The sequence below is a fragment of the Actinokineospora globicatena genome, assembly GCF_024171945.1.
Lineage (GTDB): Bacteria > Actinomycetota > Actinomycetes > Mycobacteriales > Pseudonocardiaceae > Actinokineospora > Actinokineospora globicatena.
On the sequence record NZ_JAMTCR010000006.1, the window covers coordinates 687,922 to 707,191 of the forward strand.

14 protein-coding genes and 1 pseudogene are annotated in these 19,270 nt (G+C 72.4%); 10 read left to right on the top strand and 5 right to left on the bottom strand.

What is annotated here, in order from left to right; all coding sequences use genetic code 11:
- Positions 1-9 precede the first annotated feature (9 nt).
- The gene (locus LV79_RS34705; protein ID WP_253841763.1) at positions 10-1,428 is read right to left on the bottom strand and encodes a DUF2637 domain-containing protein; all 1,419 of its coding nucleotides are present in this window, start codon (positions 1,426-1,428) and stop codon (positions 10-12) included.
- Positions 1,429-1,912: 484 nt separating this feature from the next.
- On the opposite strand from LV79_RS34705, the gene LV79_RS30625 reads away from it, so the two are divergent.
- On the top strand, positions 1,913-3,133 hold the full coding sequence (locus LV79_RS30625; protein WP_253841764.1) for a threonine synthase: 1,221 nt from the start codon (positions 1,913-1,915) through the stop codon (positions 3,131-3,133).
- On the opposite strand, the gene LV79_RS30630 is transcribed toward LV79_RS30625, so the two are convergent.
- Entirely contained in the window at positions 3,130-5,223 is a 2,094-nt protein-coding gene (locus LV79_RS30630) for a diguanylate cyclase (protein ID WP_253841765.1), read from the bottom strand. The genes LV79_RS30625 and LV79_RS30630 overlap by 4 nt on opposite strands.
- 215 nt (positions 5,224-5,438) lie before the next feature.
- A complete protein-coding gene (locus LV79_RS34255) occupies positions 5,439-6,629 on the bottom strand; it encodes a glycoside hydrolase family 19 protein (protein ID WP_285470692.1) in 1,191 nt (396 codons plus the stop codon).
- A gap of 313 nt (positions 6,630-6,942) precedes the next feature.
- On the opposite strand from LV79_RS34255, the gene LV79_RS30645 reads away from it, so the two are divergent.
- The 3 genes from LV79_RS30645 to LV79_RS30655 all read left to right on the top strand — a co-directional run bounded on the left by LV79_RS30645 (position 6,943) and on the right by LV79_RS30655 (position 9,518).
- Complete coding sequence (locus LV79_RS30645; protein ID WP_253841766.1) at positions 6,943-7,611, top strand: thiaminase II/PqqC family protein; 669 nt, start codon at positions 6,943-6,945, stop codon at positions 7,609-7,611.
- A 277-nt stretch (positions 7,612-7,888) separates the two neighbouring features.
- On the top strand, positions 7,889-8,932 hold the full coding sequence (locus tag LV79_RS30650; protein WP_253841767.1) for a methyltransferase domain-containing protein: 1,044 nt from the start codon (positions 7,889-7,891) through the stop codon (positions 8,930-8,932).
- Positions 8,933-9,095: 163 nt separating this feature from the next.
- A complete protein-coding gene (locus tag LV79_RS30655; RefSeq protein ID WP_253841768.1) occupies positions 9,096-9,518 on the top strand; it encodes a histone-like nucleoid-structuring protein Lsr2 in 423 nt (140 codons plus the stop codon).
- Positions 9,519-9,555: 37 nt separating this feature from the next.
- Here the strand turns inward: LV79_RS30655 and LV79_RS30660 are convergent.
- Both LV79_RS30660 and LV79_RS30665 read right to left on the bottom strand, forming a co-directional pair.
- A pseudogene (locus LV79_RS30660) lies at positions 9,556-10,738 on the bottom strand (RNA polymerase sigma factor).
- Between the two features lie 2 nt (positions 10,739-10,740).
- Positions 10,741-11,127 (bottom strand): YciI family protein, encoded by a 387-nt coding sequence (locus LV79_RS30665; protein ID WP_253841769.1) that lies wholly within the window; start codon positions 11,125-11,127, stop codon positions 10,741-10,743.
- A gap of 228 nt (positions 11,128-11,355) precedes the next feature.
- Here LV79_RS30665 and LV79_RS30670 point away from each other — a divergent pair, with 228 nt between their 5' ends.
- The 6 genes from LV79_RS30670 (at position 11,356) to LV79_RS30695 (ending at position 19,268) form a co-directional block, all read left to right on the top strand.
- A complete protein-coding gene (locus LV79_RS30670; protein WP_253841770.1) occupies positions 11,356-12,657 on the top strand; it encodes a GlnX family signal transduction membrane protein in 1,302 nt (433 codons plus the stop codon).
- On the top strand, positions 12,654-13,685 hold the full coding sequence (locus LV79_RS30675; protein WP_253841771.1) for a transporter substrate-binding domain-containing protein: 1,032 nt from the start codon (positions 12,654-12,656) through the stop codon (positions 13,683-13,685). The genes LV79_RS30670 and LV79_RS30675 overlap by 4 nt, the downstream gene beginning before the upstream one ends.
- Before the next feature lie 424 nt (positions 13,686-14,109).
- A complete protein-coding gene (locus LV79_RS30680; protein WP_253841773.1) occupies positions 14,110-14,805 on the top strand; it encodes a hypothetical protein in 696 nt (231 codons plus the stop codon).
- A gap of 263 nt (positions 14,806-15,068) precedes the next feature.
- On the top strand, positions 15,069-17,090 hold the full coding sequence (locus tag LV79_RS30685) for a serine/threonine-protein kinase (RefSeq protein ID WP_253841774.1): 2,022 nt from the start codon (positions 15,069-15,071) through the stop codon (positions 17,088-17,090).
- A 4-nt stretch (positions 17,091-17,094) separates the two neighbouring features.
- Positions 17,095-17,991, top strand: coding sequence for a PP2C family protein-serine/threonine phosphatase (locus tag LV79_RS30690; protein WP_253841775.1), 897 nt, complete (start codon positions 17,095-17,097; stop codon positions 17,989-17,991).
- On the top strand, positions 17,988-19,268 hold the full coding sequence (locus tag LV79_RS30695; RefSeq protein ID WP_253841776.1) for a vWA domain-containing protein: 1,281 nt from the start codon (positions 17,988-17,990) through the stop codon (positions 19,266-19,268). Before LV79_RS30690 ends, LV79_RS30695 begins: the two co-directional genes overlap by 4 nt.
- Positions 19,269-19,270 lie beyond the last annotated feature (2 nt).

Here is a 19,270-nt window from a genome sequence, read left to right on the forward strand (position 1 = left end):
GGTGACCCGCTAGTTGGCGCTGATCGCCCGCAGCTGCTCGATGCTGCTGAGCTCCGACTCGCGCACCGACACACCGCGGGCGTGGGTCACCCGCCACAGCGTGGTGACGCTCTGCAGGGGGTGCAGGAACCAGCCCCACGCGCCGATGACCGGCAGCGACCGGGCGACCCGGCCGCGGGCGCGCCGCTCGCTGCGCGAGTGCCACCCGATGTGCAGCTCGAAGAGCAGGATGCCGACGGCGGCGGGGGCGGCGAACATGATCGACGCCTCGATGCCGTAGCCCTTGCCCGCCGCGTGCTCCCAGTTCAGGTAGACGCTGCCCGCCAGCAGGGCCAGCAGGGCGAAGCGGGGACCGGCACCGGAGTACGGCGACAGCGCGTAGCGGTGCGCGAGCCCGGCGACGATCAGCGCCGAGGCGTCGAACACCAGCGACACCACCGCCGCGAGCGGGGTGGGGATGCTGAAGCCGCGCGCGTACTCGAACAGCGACCACCACGAGATGCCCATGGCGGCGACCAGCACCACGATCCACGCCATGTTCGCCGACCAGGACAGCACGGTCGGCACCCGGGGCGTCAGCGGCGCGGCCGGTTCGAGCAGCGGGTTGTCGATCCGCTCGGCGCGCGCGGTGACGTAGGCGTCGACCGGGGAGACCGCCTCGACCGGCACCTGCTCGGCGACGACCATCGCGTTGCCCACCCGGGGCGCCTCGGTGGTGGTCCCGGCATCGCCGTTCGTGGAGGCGTCGCCCTCGGGGGCTTCGTCCTTGCGAGCTTCGGCCTTGCTGGCTTCGTCGGGCGCGTCCGGGGTCTGCTCGGCCTGGGTCGTCTTGGCCTTGTCCGACTTCGCGTCGGCGGGCTCTGCCGGGGCGTCGGTGCTGGGGTCCGCGGGGAGGGTGATGGTCGCGGTGTCCGCGGCGGCGGAGTCTCTGTCGGTGTCCACGGTGTCCACGGTGTCCGAGTCGGGGTTGGGAGCGGGGGAGGAGGGGGCGTCGTCCTGGCGCGCGGCGACGGTTTCAGCGGTCTTGCCGTTCTCGGTGGCCTCGGCGGCGGTCGGGTCGACCGGGGTGAGGCCGACCACCGTCGGCGACTCGTCGGCCGGGCCCGCGTCCGCACCGGTACCGGTGTCCGTGCCGTCGATGCCGTGCTCGGTGGAGCGCAGCGCGTCCAGCTCCGCCAGCAGCTCGGGGCTCATCGCCACCAGGTCGCCGGTGTCGCCGATCTTGTGCTCGCCGCGCCAGGTGTTGATGATCCCGGTCGCGTACGCGCGGGTGACGCCGTTGACCCCGTAGGCGGCAAGCCACTGCTGGACCGCGTGCGTGGTCGGGGGTTCGACCAGCGCGCACGCGTAGCGGATCTTGTCGGCCAGCGTCGCCTTGGCCGCGATGGCCTCGGCGTGCTCGGGGTCTATGTCGATCTTCGGACTCACCTGCGCGCTCCTGTCGAGTGGATGGCGGATGACGCGGGACCCGGTGTCGAGTCGATGGGGTGAGAGCACTCTGTCGGACGCGCTCGGTGGCCGTCCACCCGGGGGTCCCCCGGCGCGACCTCAGATCAACGATCTTGACCCACTCGTGCCCTCCCTGTTATCAAGGTCCACTCGGCGTGCGCCCATCCGTCCACAGTGGAGCGTCCACGACCGGTGGCGGCGGCCCCGCGACCAGCGGCGACGGCGCCCGATCCGGTGACCGCCGCCACGGCCGCCCGCGGCCGCGGATGTCCTGCGGCGTCCACGATGTGGGCACCGCGGACCGCGCCGGGGTGACGCGGCCCACCACCGACCGGGTGACCTGCGGCTGGGGCCGCCCCGATCGGCCACGGCACGGCTGGGCCCTGTGATCCCGCGGGCGATCCTGGATTCACCCCCTCGGGGGTGCCTACGGTGGGACGACCCGATCCGTGGAGGCTGGCCCGTGCCGCGTCTGAGCGAGCAGTACTCGACCCTGTCGCACCTGGAGTGCCCCAAGTGCGGCGCGCACCACGACGCGGCGGTCGTGCAAGGGACCTGTGAGTGCGGTTCGCCGCTGCTGGCCCGGTATGACCTGGATGCCGCACGGGGGATGTCGCCCGCCGGCCGTGCGCCGACCCTCTGGCGCTACCACGAGGTCTTGCCCGTGTCGGTGGAGTCAGCGGTGGTCAGCCTCGGTGAGGGCATGACGCCGCTGTTGCCTTTACCGGTGCACGGCAAGCGCATCGGTGTTCCCGACTTGTGGATGAAGGACGAGGGTCTTGTCCCCACGGGCTCGTTCAAGGCTCGCGGTGCGGCGGTAGGGGTCTCCCGCGCGGCTGAGTTGGGCGTGCGCGGGATCGCCATGCCCACCAACGGCAACGCGGGTGCGGCGTGGGCGCTCTACGCGGCAAGAGCCGGAATCCGCTCTCTTATCGCGATGCCCGTAGACGCTCCCGTGATCACGCGCGCCGAGTGCGTCGCGGCCGGTGCTGAGCTCTACCTCGTAGACGGTCTGATCTCGCACGCGGGCGCGTTGATCCGCGCGGCGTTGGCCAAGCGGCCGGACTACCAGGACGTGTCGACGCTGAAGGAGCCGTACCGCATCGAGGGCAAGAAGACGATGGGCTACGAGATCGTGGAACAGCTGGGCATGCGCGCGCCCGACGTCCTGCTGTACCCGACCGGCGGTGGCGTCGGGCTGATCGGCATCCACAAGGCGCTCGAGGAGATGCGCGCACTGGGCTGGCTCACCCCCGAGACGCGCCTGGTCGCCGTCCAGGCCGAGGGGTGTCGGCCCATTGTGGACGCCTGGGAGGCGGGGGAGCAGGAGAGCACCGCGCCCGCCGCGCCCACCACGATCGCCTTCGGCATCAACGTGCCCAAGCCGCTCGGCGACTTCCTGATCCTGCGTGCCCTCGCCGAGACCTCCGGCACCGCGGTGGCCGTGTCCGACGCGGAACTGCTTGCCGCGCAACGGGAACTCGCCGCCGACGAGGGTGCGTTCGTGTGCCCCGAGGGCGCCGCCTGCTTCGCCGCGTTGATCCGGTTGCGGGAATCCGGCTGGCTGCGCGGTGACGAGCGAGTCGTTGTCCTGAACACCGGCACCGGCGTGAAGTACCCGGACACCGTGCGCGTCGACGTCCCCACGATCCCCGCCGACGGCGCCCTGCCCGACCCGGTCTAGGCCTGGGGCGCGGTGACCGGTGCCGTGCGCTGCCTCGGTGCCACCTGGTCCGGGGGCAGCCCGCCGCTGTCGAGCAAGCCGAGGAACACGTCGACGATGGTCGGGTCGAACTGCGTACCGCGACCGGCCAGCAGTTGCGCCCGCGCCTGATCAGCGGTTAGCGCTGCCTGGTACGGCCGGTCCGACAGCATCGCCACCCACGCGTCGCACACCGCCACGACCGTGGCTTCCGCGCGGATCTCGGTGCCGCGCAGCCCAGCCGGGTAGCCGGTGCCGTCCCAGCGCTCGCGGTGCTGGCGGACGACCTCGGCGACGGCGGTGTGGCCCGGGACGATCGACACCATCCGGGCCCCGTGCGCGGGTACCGCCCGCAGCAGCTCCCACTCCGCCTCGGTCAGCTCCGAGCGCCTGGCCAGGACCGGGCGCGGGACGGTGATCTTGCCGATGTCGTGCAGCCGCCCGGCCAGCTGCGCGATCCCGGCCGACGCGTCGTCGAGGCCGGACTCGACCGCGAGCAGCCGCGCCAACCTGGCCACCGCGCGGCTGCGCTGCCTGCCCGCCAACAGCGCGTCGACCTCGTCGGCGACCAGGTGCAGGTAGTCCAACCCGCCGCCGGTGCTGTCGGCGCGGCTGGGGGCGCGGCCGAACACGACCTGGTCGCGGCCCGCCGCCTTCGCCGCGTAGAGCGCGCGGTCCGCGATGGACACCAGGTCGTCCGGAGTGGTTCCGTGGGTGGGGAACACGGCCGTGCCGACCGAGACGGTCACCAGGATCTGCCGCTGCGCCGAGACCGGGATGGCGGTCCCCGACACCTCGTTCCGCAACCGCTCGGCGATGATCGGCAGCGTCTCGGCGGTGGCGCCGGGCAGGATCAGCGCGAACTCCTCGCCGCCGTAGCGGGCCAGCACCTCACCGGCGCGCACGGTGCCGCGCAGCCTGGCCGAGAGCTCCACCAGCACCTGGTCGCCTGCCGGGTGCCCGTCGCGGTCGTTGATGGTCTTGAAGTGGTCCACGTCGGCGATGAGCACCGCGACCGAGCCGCCGGTGCGCCGCGCCCTGGCGATCTCCAGCGGCAGCTGCGCCTCGAAGAACCGGCGGGTGTGCAGGCCAGTGAGCGCGTCGGTGATGGCCAGCCTGCGCTGGTCGGACACCAGCGCGGCGAGCCGGGCGATGGTGAGCGCGAACAGCAGCGCGCAGGTCCCGGCGACGACCGGCACGTCGCGCACGAGCCCACTGGCCCACTGCACGAACAGCACGGTCGGGGCGATCAGCGCCGCGGCGGAGAGCCCCGCGATGCGGAACGGGCTCAGCGGCGCGTCGGGCACCGGCGAGGGCTCGGCCATCGACCGCATCGTCGGGTGCAGCGCGCTGGCGCCCAGTGCCAGGTTGCCGGTCAGCCAGATCGCGTCCAGGAAGTTGCCCGCCTGGAAGGTGCCGTTGAGCTGCTGCACCACGTAGATCGTGTCCGCGGTCATGATCGCGGCGAGCCAGCCGATGAACAGCAGGAACGCGGGCGGGCGGGCACCGGGGCCCAGCAGCAGTCCCAACGCGACGGTCAGCAGCGCCAGGTCCATCACCGGGTAGCCCAGCGACACGACCTCCACCAGCAGCGGCGCGCCGAGCCTGGTCTGCGGGCCGATCACGTAGAGCCAGGACAGCATCGCCGCGACCACGGCCAGCGTGCCGGCGTCCAGCAGCCCGGCCAGCCCCCTGCCCGGGGTGCGGCGGCGGATCAGCAGCACGATGCCCGCCACCGCCAGCGGGTAGTGCGCCAGGTAGAACGGGTCGGCCAGCGACGGGTACGCGGTGATGTCCAGGGCGTAGTGCAGCAGGTAGAAGATGGCGTCGGCCAGCGCATACACCAGTTGGCTCGCCGCGATCAGCAGCCACGGCAGCATGGGTCTCGGCCGGTGCCAGGCCAACCCGACGATGACCGCGACGGCGGCCGAGGCGCTGACGAGGCAGTACAGCACGACCCGCAGCGGGAAGCCGCCCGCGGTGACCGGGGCGAGGTAGTAGAGCACGACCAGCACCGCGCCCGCCGCGAGGTAGAGCACCCACGGCCAGCGGGCCGCCGCGCCGGGCCTCACCTGCCTGACCCCCGCACCGGGTGCCCCGCCGCGGCGCGCGGCCCCCGGGCTGCGCGCCGAGAACGGACGGATGCGGCGTTGTCGACCACTCGGACAGAGTGGCATAGCGGGATTCCGCCCCGCGACACGACTCGACCGGTGATCGTCACGTTAGGCCGAACGTGTCGCCGGGGCCGGGGCAGGCGGCCCGCGTCCGACCCCGGCGACACGGTGGGTCAGCAGCTCAGGTTCGAGCCGGGGGTGGTGCCCAACAACTGGGTGAACCGCTGGTAGGCGTTGATCCGGCTCTGCACCTGCGCCGGGTTGCCGCCGTTGCACTCCAGGGCGCCGTTGATGCTGCGGATCGTCTCGCCGAACCCGCGCCCGTTGACGATGGCCTCGTGCGGGGTCATCGTGCCGGGGCCCTTCTGGGTGTTCCAGTACCAGAGCGCGGTCTTCCAGGCGACCGCCGGATCGCGCTCCACCAGGAACGGGTTGCCGAGCAGGTCGATGCCCAGCGCGTCACCGGCGGCCTTGTAGTTGAAGTTCCAACTGAGCTGGATCGGGCCGCGGCCGTAGTACGCCGCCTGACCGGCCGGGCAGCCGTAGGGCTGGGTGGCGTCGCAGTAGTGCGGGTAGTTCGCCTCGTTGATCTCCTTGATGTAGACCAACCCGCCGGTCTCGTGGTTGACGTTGGCCAGGAACGCCGCCGCCTCCTGGCGCTTGGTGGTGTCCGTGCCGGTGTTGGCGAACCCGGGGTAGGCGGCCAGCGCGTCGGTGAGGCCCTTGTAGGTGTAGAAGGTGTTCCGGCTCGGGAACATCTGGTTGAACTGGGCCTCGGACACCACGAAGTTGCCCGCGGGGGTGGACGTCGTGGTCGGGTTCGACGTCGTGGTGGGGTTGGTGCTGGTGGGGTTGGACGTCGTCGGGTTGGTGCCGCAGGTGAACGGGTCCCAGTACCAAGTGCTCACCACCGGGCTGTAGCCGGGGTTGTCGTGCTCGGCGATGTAGAACTTGCCGTCGGTGAACCGGACGACGTCACCGGTCTTGTACTGCTTGCCCTGGACCCAGTCCGGGTGCAGGCAGCCGTCCGGCCCGGTCGTCGGCGTGGTGGGGCGCGTGGTCGTGGTGGTGGTGGGCTTGGTCGTCGTCGTGGTCGGCCGGGTGGTGGTGGTCGGCGTGGTGCCGCCGCAGGCGCCCTGGTCGGCCCACACCTGGGCGGTGCCGGGGGTCTCGCCCTGGGTCCACCACTTCGCGGCGTAGTTGCGGCCGTTGTAGGCGGCGGTCTTGCCGCCGGTGTAGACAGTCGCGCTGCTCCACGCGGGCGCGCAGTCGGCGGCGGACGCGGTGACGGTCGGCACGAGGAACGCCACCCCGCCCACCGTCGCCGCGGCGATCAACGCCGCGATGATGCGGTTTCTCGACACGTGATCACTCCTTTGGGGCCCACCGGGGACGGGGTGGGCGTGCAGGGGACGGCCGGTGTCCACCGGGACGCGGATCCTGGCCGATTTTCAGCTAAGCCGATGGGCCAACCGGCGTCAAGGTCTAGACCATTGTTCTGGTCGTCCAGCCAATCCCGCTCTGGTCGTCCAGCCGATCCCGTCTTGGTCGTCCAGCTGATCCGCGCCCGGTGGTCCGCCTCGGTCGGCGTCCGCTGTGGAACCCGGCGCGGCGCGCGGGCGGCTGAAGATGATCTAGGGTGGGACCGGGTCGGGCAGGCGCGCAGGGAGGTCCGCTATGGGTGAGACGGGCAAGGAACTGTTGGAGCGGGTGCAGCGGGAGCTGTTGCCGGGCGAGCACGACAACCGGCTCGTCCCCGCGGTCGCCGCCGGGACCGCGCCGCTGGCCGCGCTCGCCGCGCTGGCCGCCGAGCAGCACCGGATCATCCCGAGCGACTGGCGCACCTTCCTCACCCTCGCCGCGCAGGCCGTCGACCCGGCCGCGCGCGAGGTGCTGAGCACGCTGGCCGGTGGCGAGGGGCTGGCGCTGGCCAAGCTCGGCGACTTCGCCCGCGCCTGCGGTCTCGACGACGACGCGATCCGCGACTACCAGCCGACACCTGGCTGCCAGGCGTACCCGGCCTACCTCGCCTGGCTCGCGCTCAACGGCAACCCGCGCGACGCGCTGCTGGCCATCCTGGCCAACTTCGCGGCGTGGGGCGGCTACTGCGCCACCATCTCGGCGGGTCTGCGCGAGCACTACGGCTTCGACGAGACCGGCACGGGCTTCTTCGACTTCTTCGCCACCCCGGTGCCGGAACTCGAGGAGCTCTACGCGGTGGCCATCCAGCAGGCCCTCGACGGCGGGTGGACCCCGGAGCGCGCCATCGGGTACGGGCGCCTGCTGCAGGGCTACGAGCTGATGTTCTGGAACACCCTTGCCGACATCCCGGGCGGTACGGCCTAACGCCGACCGCACAAGAACCAGCGAACGGCCCCCCATCCGCGGGGGCCGTTCGCCGTTGGCGCGTTTCCCCTGGCCACTGACGGATTCCGTCCGTTTCCCGCGCCGCCGCCGACATTCGTCCCAAGCCCCGCCGCCGATCGGTCGGTGACGGTCGGGGGCCCGGTGCTCCCATCGGGTGGTGGGTGCTCCGGCGGTGACACGCCGCCGACACGTACGCGATACGGATGCCAGGCGTGTCGTCGATCCGGTCGGCCGTGTCGAAGGGGGAACGATTTCCGTGCGTGTCAGTGTGCTCGACTTCCTGGTGTGCCCGTCGTGCTCGGGCAAGCTGCGCCTGGGCGGCACCACCGCCGACGCCGCCGAGGTGACCACCGGCGAACTGCTCTGCGTCGACTGCGGCCTGGACTACCCGGTCGCCGACGGGGTGCCCCGGTTGGTCTCCGCCCGTGAGCGCGACAGCCACGTCGCGGCCAGCTTCGGCTTCGAGTGGCAGACCTTCCACGACGGCGGGTTCGAGTCCGACACCGTCTTCGGCCGCACCATCGACGAGGACGTGGCCCAGTTCCACGACGTGTTCGACATCAAGGCCGCCGAGTCGGGCGAGGCCGGGCGGCGCGACCCGCTCGACGGCCTCGTGGTGGCCGACATCGGCTGCGGCAGCGGCAAGCTCACCGTGGAGCTCGCCCGCCGCCACCCCGGCGCGACCTTCCTGGCCGTCGACGTGAACCCGGCCATCACCGAGGTGGCCAAGGCGGCCGCGGACCTGCCGAACCTGCACGTGGTCCAGGGCAGCGTGTTCGCCCTGCCGGTGCGCGAGCAGAGCGTCGACCGGTTGTGGTGCAACGGTGTCATCCACCACACCGGCGCGACCGAGATCGCCTTCACCGGGCTGACCCGGTTGGTGGCCCAGGACGGCGAGCTGTTCGTCTGGGTCTACCAGCGCAAGGTGAGCCCGTTGGTGCTGGTGCGCGACCTGCTGCGCCCGCTCGGTCTGCACACCTGGTCGCACCGCACCGTCTACCGGATCTGCCGCGCGCTGTCGCTGCCGACCCTGATCGCGGTCCGGTTGCTCAACACGATCGCGGGACTGCCGGTCCTGCGGTCGCTGGTCGAGCGCAGCACCCACGCGCGCATCCTCACCCGGCGCAGGAATTACGACGAACTCGCGCTCACCTGGTTCGACGTGCTGTCCCCGCGCTACCGCGACACCTACACCGTGGAGCAGGTGGAGTCCTGGTACACCCACAGCGGCTTCGAGCCGGTGCGCCGCTACTGGTGGCCGGTCGGCGTCACCGGCAAGCGCACGAAGCCGCTGCGCTGAGGCCGTTCCCGACTCGTCCCCGGTGTCCGCCGCCGTGCTCTCGCGTCTACTTCGGAGTGCCCGGTGTGGACGGCGGTGGGCGGGTCGGTCCGCGCGCGGTGCTTCGGGCTGCTAACTTCCACAGCAACCCCCAGCGAACCAGTTTGCGCGATGAGGTGCCCGCATGGCTCAGAAGACCATCGTCCAGCTCTACGACGACCTCGACGGATCGAGCAGTGACGACATCCGTTCGGTCGAGTTCAGCCTGGACGGCGTGAACTACGAGATCGACCTGACCGAGGCCAACGCCGAGCGCCTGCGCGGCGAGTTGGCCGACTACGTGGCCGCGGCGCGGCGCACGGGTGGTCGCGTCAAGCGCGCCGCCGCCCCGGGCAAGCCCGCGGGCGAGGGGCGCAGCAAGGAGGAGACCAAGGCGCTGCGGGACTGGGCGCGGCGCAACGGCCACGAGATCTCCGAGCGCGGCCGCATCCCCTCCGCGGTCGTCGAGGCCTACGAGGCCGCGCACGCCGAGCCGGAGCCCGAGGCGCCGCCCGCCGCGAAGCCCCGCAGCCGGGCCAAGGCCCGCAAGGCCGCGTTCTCCGGCTGATCAGCGCACGGCCCAGCACGGTCGGCCCGGGTGGCGTTCACCGCACCCGGGCCGCTCTGCTGAGCAGGTACTCCCGTTCCGGCGCGCTGGTCGTCTGCCGTGCGGCGGTCAGGTACTGCTCCCGCGCGGTAGCGGGCTCGCCCGCCAACTCCCACAGGTGCGCGCGAACCGCGGCGAGCCGGTGGTTGGTCGCGAGGCGCTCGGCGATGCCATCGGTGACCGCCAGACCCGCCAGCGGGCCGTGCACCATCGCGGTGGCCACGGCGCGGTTGAGCGTCACGACCGGGTTGTCGGTCACCTGCTCCAACAAATGGTAAAGCGCGAGGATCTGCGTCCAATCGGTGTTCTCGGCGCTAGAGGCTTCAGCGTGAACGGCCGCGATCGCCGCTTGGAGCGCATAGGGTCCGAATACCCGTCCACGGGTCAGTGCTGTTTCCGCTAACGCCGTCCCCCGCGCTATTCGCTCCCGGTCCCACAGCCCGCGGTCCTGTTCGGCCAAGGGCACGAGTGCCCCTTCGGGTGACATCCGAGCGGTGGCCCTGGCGTCGGTGAGCAGCATCAGCGCCAGCAGCCCCGCCACCTCCGCGTCGTCGGGGCGCGCCCGGTGCACGTGCTCGGTGAGCCGGATCGCCTCGGCCGCCAGGTCCGCGCGTCCGGTGTGGCCCTCGGTGAACACCAGGTACAGCACCTGCAGCACGGCCGCGAGCGAGCCGGGCTCGGCGAACCCGGTCCCGGAGTCCAGGACCCGGCGCTTGGCCCGGGTGATCCGCTTGGCCATCGTCGGCTCGGGCACCAGGAACGCGCGGGCGATCTCGGCGGTGGTCAGGCCAGCCACCGCGCGCAGGGTCAACGGCACCTGGGCGTCCTGCGACAGCGCGGGGTGGCAGCACAGGAACAGCAGCGCCAGGGTGTCGTCGTGGTCGGGGACGACCGGGCCGCCGTCCACCACACCGCCGTCCTGCGCGCGTGTCGACTCGGCCGCGACCACCTCCTCGCGGCGCCTGCGGGCCGACTCGGCGCGCAGGCCGTCGATCAGCCTGCGCGCCGCGACCCGGACCAACCACGCCTTGGGGTCCGCCGGTGTGCCTTCCACCGGCCACTGGGCGTGCGCGGCGATGAGCCTCCTGCACGGCGTCCTCGGCGGCGTCGAAGTGCCCGTACCGGCGCACCACCGCGCCGAGCACCTGCGGCACCAGCGCCCGCACGAGGTCCGTGCGCACCGCTACAGCTCGCCGTTCTGGTTCATCAGCGGCCGCACCTCCACGGTGTCCCCGGTGGCCGCGACGACCCGTGCGGCGATCTCAGTGGCCCGTTCGGGGGTCGCGCAGTCGACGATGCCGTAGCTGACCAGCACGTCCTTCGACTCGGCGAACGGGCCGTCGGTGGCGACCGGCGCCCCGGCCGACGGGCGCACGGTGCGGCTGTGCGTCGGGTCGGCCAGGCCCTCGGTGGCGACGAACTCGCCCGAGGCCACCAGCTCCTGGCCGAGTTCGGCGAAGAACGCGCAGGCGGCGGCCACCTCGGCGGGCATCTGCCCGGTGGTCGTCCACTCCCGCGTGGCGGCCGCCCAGGCCTCGTGGTTGGTGTAGGCCAGCAGCATGTACTTCATGGTCGTGCTCCTCGGTCGCTCCGCCCGCCGCGCCGGTCGCGGTCGGTCACCCGGGACGTCGTAGCCGGGTCCACGCGATGGACACCGGATCCGAGGCTAGCGGGATCCCGCCGTCCGGCGGCCAAGCGTCCGATCGGGTGGCCCCGGTTGTGCTGCGATAACGGCGCCGCAGTGCGCGAGCGATTACGCGGAGGTAGCACCGGGGGCGACCGAGGGGGGCTGGCTGGGGTGTCAGGGCGGGCGGCCGTCGCCGCGCACTTCCGGCGGACCGAGGGGAAGCTGACCCTCATCGCGGGCGTCGTGCTCGCCGCCGCCGTGGTCGCGGGCCTGGTCGGGGTGCTGAGCATCGGGCAGCGCGCCGACCTGCTGACGGACCTGGCCGAGCGGCGCGGCTCGGTGAACGCCGCGGCCGGAGAGGTCTACCGCGCGCTCGCCGACGCTGACGCCACCTCGTTCTCCGTCGTGCTGGTCAACGGCGAGAAGGTCGCCGCGCAGCAGCAGGCGTTCCGCGATGACGTCGTCGCCGCGTCCGCCGCGCTCGATTACGCCACCAAGGCCGTCCCCGAGGTAACGCCAACTGACCGAGTTAACGAACTGACCAGCCAGGCCAGACGGGCCTACCTGGCGACTGGTGGGCTTACGACGTCCGAACGCCTGGCAGTGCTGTCTTCCCTGCTACCCGTCTACACCGGTCTGGTTGAGGCCGGTTGGGTCTACAGCAGCAGAGTGGACCCGGTCGGCACCTCTTATCTCAACGAGGCGTCTCTGCTGCTGAGAGACACCATGCTCGAACTGGCCAAGGACCTCCGTGACGCGAGTCCACCGGCTGGGGTGGACTCGTTCCCCTGGTTCGCGCTCGCGGTAGGTCTATCGATGGTCCTGCTCCTCGTGGCCGTCCAGCGCTACCTCGCCCGCCGCACCCGCAGGCGGTTCAACATCGGGCTGGTCCTGGCGACCGCGCTCACCCTCGTCGCCTTCGGGTGGTTGACCACCGCCTCGCTCGTCGCCGCGGGCAACGCCGCCGCCAGCGCCCGGCTCTCGGCGACCCGGCTGGTCCCGCTGACCGAGATCCGCGCCGAGGCGCGCAACCTCGACGGCGCCCAGGCCCGCGCGTTGATCTTCCCGCTCGTCGGCGACCTGGACGAGCTGACCTCGCGCGTGACCCGGATCCAGGACAAGCTCGCCGACGTGCGGGCGGGCCAGGACGACGCCGTCCCGCTCGACACCCTCGGTCAGCACGCGCTCGACGGCGCCGTGGTCCTCGTCGAGCAGTGGCCGGCCGCGATCAGCCGGGACTACTCCGCCAGCCGCCCCCGCTACGACGAGGTCGCCGCCACCATCACCGCCAACGAGGAGCTCAAGGACGAGTTGGACGGGGTGATCGCCACCGCGGGCCGCGCGGTCGACCAGTCCATCGTGGACGCCAGGTCGGCCCTGTCCGGCACCGACGTCGGGGTGGCCGTGCTGATGGCCGTTGCCGGTGCCGCCGCCGTCGCCGGGCTGTGGCCCCGGATCGCGGAGTACCGATGACCAAACCACCCGTGGCCCCTCGCGCCCGGCTCCTCGCGCTCGCGCTCGTGCTCGCGCTGGCCACCGCCGCCTGCGCGCCGGTGCCGCGCGATCCCGTGCCGAGACCGAGCGCGCCGCAGCCGCAGCCGCCCGCGGTGAGCGCCCCAGCCGCGAACCAGCGGAACGCGGCCTGCCAGGGCACCACGGCGTCCCTGAGGCCGGACGGCACGGAACTGGTCCGGCTGCCGCGCGGCGGGGTGATCGACGCCATCCGGCAGCGGGGGCTGCGGGTCGGCGTCAGCCAGACCGCGGCCAAGCTCAGCTCCCGCAACCTGCGCACGGGCGTGGTGGAGGGCCTGGAGGCGGACCTGGCGCTGGAGATCGCCAGGGCGATCTTCCCCGACCGCGACCCGGCCGAGGTGCCCAAGCTCATCGAGTACGTCGCGATGCCGACCAGGGACCGCTTCCTGGCCCTGGAGACCGACCAGAACGGCCGGTTCCCGCCCGCCACCAACGTGGCCAAGGTCCACCTGATCATCGCCGACGCCAGCGTGACCTGCGAGCGGGTCGACACCTTCGGCGTGCGGTTCTCCGTGCCGTACCTGGAGACCAGGCAGGCCCTGCTGACCTACCGCGGCACCGACGGGGTGTGGGACCCGCGCACCGGCGTGCAGGGCCGGACCGTCTGCTCCGGCGCGGGCACGGTCAACCTGGCCAGGATCACCGAGCGCGGCGGCATCGCGGTGCCGGTCGTGGACACCACGGACTGCCTGGTGCAGTTGCAGCGCCACCAGGTCGACGCGGTCTCCACCGACGACGTGATCCTGGAGGGGTTCCACGACCAGGACCCCAACACCGAGATCCACCCGTTCCCGCCCGACACCACCGACTTCGCCGCCGTGGCCGTGTCCCACCGCGACGACGACCTGGTGCGGCTGGTCAACGCCGTGCTGGAGCGGATGCGCGGCGAGCGGATGCGGGCGCTGTACGCCAAGTGGTTCGGCGACCGCCCGATGGTGATGCCGCCCGCCGACTACGAGGGTGGGTGACCTGATGGCCGAGCACTTACCAGATCCGAACCGGTCGCGGGCGGTCGTGATCGGCGTTGGTGGCTACACGACGCTGTCACCGCTGCCGAGCGCCACCGCCTCACTGGACAACCTGTGCGCGGTCTTGACCTCTCCCGATGGAGTTGGTCTGACGCATTGCACTGTCTTAGCGGACCCGGCTTCCGCGGCCGATGTCGTACGCGCGCTCGACCAAGCCGCGTCCGAAGCCGAAGATCTCTTGCTGGTGTACTGCGCGGGCCGTGTCTTGTCGGAAGAGGATGGTGCGCCGCATCTAGCCACTACCGCAACCGATAGCCGTTACCTCGCCACGACCGCACTACCGCTCGCCGAGATACGCCGGATCCTGCGGCGCAGTCAGGCTTCCCGACGCGTTGTCCTTCTCGACTGCGCTCCCGGACACGCGGTGGGCGACAGCCTCGACGTCGAGGGCGTGTTTGTGCTGTGCGCGCCGGATCACACACCGGCCCTGTTGGCGGCCTTGCGCGACGGGATAGCGGGGGAGGGGGCGGTGTTGACCCTGTCCGCGCTCGCCATGGCGACGGGCGCGAGTCGCGTGCACGACGGTGGCCTCGGCGCCGAAGTGATCTCGCTGAACCCGGTCGACCGGGTCCAGGCGGTGCTCGCGCGGCTCGCCGACACCGAGCACCTGCTGGGCCTGCTGGCCGCCGAGCACACCAAGACACTGGGCGGGCTCGCTGAGGTGCGCACCAAGATCTCCTCGGCCGACCGGCTGGGCGCCGACGTGTTCGACGCTCCGGCGGCCGCGGTGCGCGACTTGCGCGACGCGGCGGCTGTCGGGCACTGGTCGGTGGTGGCCGAGCGTGTCGACGCGGTGGACGCGATGATCAACGCCGCCTCCGAGTCGCTCGCCGTGACCAGGGCCCGGGCTACCGGCCTGCTGGAGCGCCGCGACGAACTGCGGGGGCGGCTCGGGGTGTACCTGGCGATGGCGGTCCGGGTCGGGCTGGCCGAGGACCCGGAACTGGCGGCCGCGCACCGCGACGCCCACCGGCTGCTGTGGACCGCGCCCTGTGACCTCGCGGAGGCCACCGTCGCGGTGACGACCTATCAGAACGCGGTCATACGGAGGCGCGGATGACGGCACGAACCCCCTGTGTTCGGCCGGGTTGCGGCGGCTCTTACCTGGACGACGGCTCTTGCGACGAGTGCGGCTTCCTCGGACCTAGCGGCTCCTTGGCAGCGTCAGCTCCCGCAGGACCGCCACCGACGCTGATGTCGGGTAAGCGTTTGCGGCCTGCCTTACGCGGAGAGGACACGGGTAGGGGAAACACCGGCAGGAGTACCGGAAGGGGGATCACGGCGCGTGGGGAGAGCGGTCGCGGTATGACTACCGGCGGCCGCATGCCGAGGCGGCCGGGCGGTAACCCGTTCGACGACGTCCCACTGCCGTCGTTCCCGATGCCCGACCCGGCCGACGCCGTGCTGCCCGACCCCAAGGTCCCCTACACCAGGCGCGTCTGCCCGGCCTGCGAGCAGCTCGTCGGCCAGCCGCGCGGCGACCGCCCCGGGGTGGACGAGGGGTTCTGCCCGCGCGACCGCACGCCGTTCTCCTACGTGCCGAACCTGGCCAAGGGCAGCCGGATCGAGCGCTACGAGGTGCTGGGTTGCCTCGCCTACGGCGGTCTCGGGTGGATCTACCTGGCCCGCGACCTGCACCTGGCCGAGGGCACCGCCGAGCGCTGGGTCGTCCTCAAGGGACTGATCAACTCGCACGACCAGGCCGCGGTCGCCGCCGCCGCGCGCGAGCTGCGGTTCCTGATCTCGGTGGACCACCCGAACATCGTGCAGATCAACGACTTCGTCGAGCACACCGACCAGCGCACCGGCGTGGTGGCGGGCTACATCGTCATGGAGTACCTGCCCGGCCGCACCCTGTTCGAGGTGCTGCAGCGCAGCCGCGACGACAACGGCGACCGCACGCCGCTGCCCGTGCGCGTGGTGCTCCGCTACGCCGACGAACTCTTGGCCGCTCTCGGCTACCTGCACCACAGGGGTCTTGTGTACTGCGACCTGAAGCCGCACAACGCCATGCAGGTCGAGCAGCGCGTGAAGCTCATCGACCTTGGAGCCGCCATCCTCGCCGATAGCGACAACGACGCCTACGGCACTGTCGGGTTCATGTCGCCCGAGGTGGAGAACGGCACCGATAGACCTACCGCGCACTCCGACCTCTACACATTGGGTCGCAGCATGGCCGTGTTGAGCTTCCCCTTCCCGGAGTTCAGCACCACCCACGTCCACGACTTGCCCGACGATCTCCCCTTCGACGGGGCCTACGAGTCCTTCGGGCGGCTCTTGCGCCGGGCAGCGCACCCCGATCCCGCGCACCGGTTCTCCACGGCCGAGGAGATGCGCGAACAGGTGCTCGGCGTCTTGGCCGAGGTCCGCGCCTACGAGTTGGACGAGTCGCGCGGGACGGTGTCGACCCTCTTCACCAGAGAGCGCAAGGTGTTCGGCACCGGCGCGGGGGTCGTGTCGGTCGACAAGGTCCCCTCCGTGACGTGGACCGAGGTGCCGGTAAGCCTGCCCAGCCCGTTGGTCGACCCCGCCGACCCCGCCGCGGGCTTCCTCGCCACCCTGGGCGCAATCACCCCGGACCGGCTGGTCGAGACGCTGCTCGGCGCGGCAGAACGCACCCCGGAACTGTTGCTGCGCCTGGTCGACGCGCACATCGTCGCCGGTGACGTCACCACCGCCCGCACCCTGCTCGACGAGTTCTCCACCGCGCTGCCGGGGGACTGGCGCACCGACTGGTACCTCGGTGTCGCCGCGTTCGCCGCCGAGGAACCGGTGGTGGCCGTCACCCACTTCGAAGCCGTCTACGGCGCGCTCCCGGGCGAGTTGGCCCCCAAGCTCGCGTTGGCTGCGGCGCTGGAATGGGACGGCGACACCGATCGCGCGCTAGACCTCTACGAGCGCGTGTGGAACACCGACCGCTCTTACGTCAGCGCCGCGTTCGGCCTCGCGCGCACTCTTACCGCGTTCAAGCACTACAACAACGCCGTTGACGTACTAGACGAGGTGCCGGAGAGCTCCACCCACCACCTCGCCGCCCAAGTCGCCGCGATCCGCACCAAGCTGGCCGACCCCGGCACGGTCCCCGAGGCGGTCGGCAGGCTCGACGGCCTGGGGCTCGACGCCGAACGGCTCGCCCGGCTCGACATCGAGGTCCACGGCGTCGCGCTGCTCGCGTTGGCCAGTGCCACCCCACCGCCGACCGACGAACTGGTGGATGAGGAATCCCGGCTCCGTGCCCGGTTGGAACGCTCCTACCGGGCGCTCGCGAAGCTCACCGCGGACCGCGACCTGCGGTCCAGGCTCGTGGACCGGGCCAACGAGGTCCGCCCGAAGACGCTGGTGTGAGGCCGTGACCGAACCCGAGGGCGCCGTGCCGTCCACCTGCGCGCACTGCGGTGCCGCGCTCGAACCGGCGTGGCGGTTCTGCGAGGACTGCGGCCGCGACCGGGCCACCCCGCCCACCGTCGACGCCACCCTCGCGTTCTCCGCCGCCGACCCCAGCCTGGACCTGGACCGGGTCGCCGCGATCACCGACCGGGGCCGCCGCCGCGAGCGCAACGAGGACGCCGTCGCCATCGGCGTGCTCGGTGACGTCGCCGCCGCCGTCGTCTGCGACGGGGTCGCCTCCGCGCCCGGCTCGGCGGCCGCCGCGCTCGCGGCCTCGGAAGCGGGCCTGCGGGAACTGCTCGCCGCCGTCGCCCGCGGTGACGAGCCGACCGCCGCCACCACAGCCGCCGCCACGGCCGCCGCGGACGCCGCCGCCGCCCTCGGTGACCCGGACGACGCCAACCCGCCCTGCTGCACCTACGTCTCCGCCCTGGTGACCGACGACGGCGTCACCGTCGGCTGGGTCGGCGACAGCCCCGCCTACTGGGCCGGGTCCACCGGCACCCGCAGGCTCACCGTCGACGACTCCGCCGCCGGGCGCCTGTTCGCCGAGGGCGTCGCCGTCGACGACCCGCGGATGGCCGAACCCGGCGCGCAGGCCCTGGAGCGCTGGCTCGGCGCCGACGCGGGCCCGATCACCCCCCGGGTCCGCCGGTTCAGCCCGACGGAGTCCGGGCTCGTCCTGCTCTGCAGCGACGGCCTCTCGCGCTACCTCGACGCGGGCGTGGTCGCGCCCGCCGACCACCTCGGCGCCCCGCTCGCGGTCGCCCGCACCCTGCTCGGCCGCGCGCTGGCCGCCGGTGGGCACGACAACGTCACCGTCGCCGCCATCGCCGCGGTGGGAGGAGCACCCGCATGAGCCTCACCTTCGAGGTCCACGTCGACCAGAACGAGTACCTGCCCTCGGGTGGGCGGGTCATGGACGCCGTCGTCTCGGTCACCCTCACCGGCGAGACCCTCGGCGCACCCGGCCTCGACCGGGGCCTGGCCAGGGTGGTGCTGCTCGACACCTCCGGCTCGATGTCGGGCAACAAGATCGCCCAGGCCAAGCTGGCGGTCGGCGCGGTGATCACGGCGCTGCCCGACGGGGTGCCGTTCGCCATCGTCGCGGGCACCGAGGTCGCCACCATGGTCTACCCGACAACCCCCACCCTGGCCGAGGCGTCGGCCACCACCCGCGCGGAGGCGCGGCGGGCCGTCGGGCGGCTGGTCGCGGGCGGCGGCACCGCCATCGGCAGCTGGCTGCGGCTGGCCCAGCAGCTGCTGGAGGGCACCACCGCGCCGATCCGGCACGCGGTCCTGCTCACCGACGGCCGCAACGAGCACGAGAGCACTGAGCAGTTCCACGACACCGTCATGGCCTGCGAGGGCAAGTTCACCTGCGACGCGCGCGGCATCGGCGACTCCGGCTGGCAGGCCCGCACCCTGGAGCGGGTCGCCGACACCCTGCACGGCACCGTGCGCGGCCTGCCCGACCCGACCGCGCTGGGCCAGGAGTTCCGGGAGATCACCGAGAAGCTCATGGGCACCGCCGCCGTCGACGTCACCCTCCGGCTGTGGACCCCCGCGCACGCCAGGCTGCGCTTCCTCAAGCAGGTCTTCCCGCGCATCGTCGACCTCACCGACCGCGGCGTCCCCGTCCCCGGCAGCCCCCGCGTCCGCGACTACCCGACCGGGCACTGGGCCGCCGAGACCCGCGACTTCCACCTGTCCATCGAGGTCGACGAGGGCGAGGTCGGCGAGGGCCTGGTGGTGGCCAGGGTCCGGATGAGCGTCGGCGACCAGGAGTCCCCCGAGCACCGGGTCCGGGCGTTCTGGACCGACGACCCGGTGCTCTCCACCCGGATCAGCCCGCAGGTCGCGCACTTCACCGGCCAGCAGCACATCGCCGAGCTCGTCCGCGACGGGCTCGACGCGCACCAGGCCGGTGACCTGCCGCTGGCCACCGACCGGCTGGGTCGGGCCATCGACCTGGCCAAGCGGGCGGGCAACGAGGAGACCGTCAAGCACCTGGCCAAGCTCATCGAGGACGACGGCGCAGGCACCACCCGGGTCCGCGACCGGATGGACGACGTGCTGCGCCAGATGGCCGACATCGAGTCCAAGCGCACCACCCGCGTCCGCCCGAAGGAGTGACG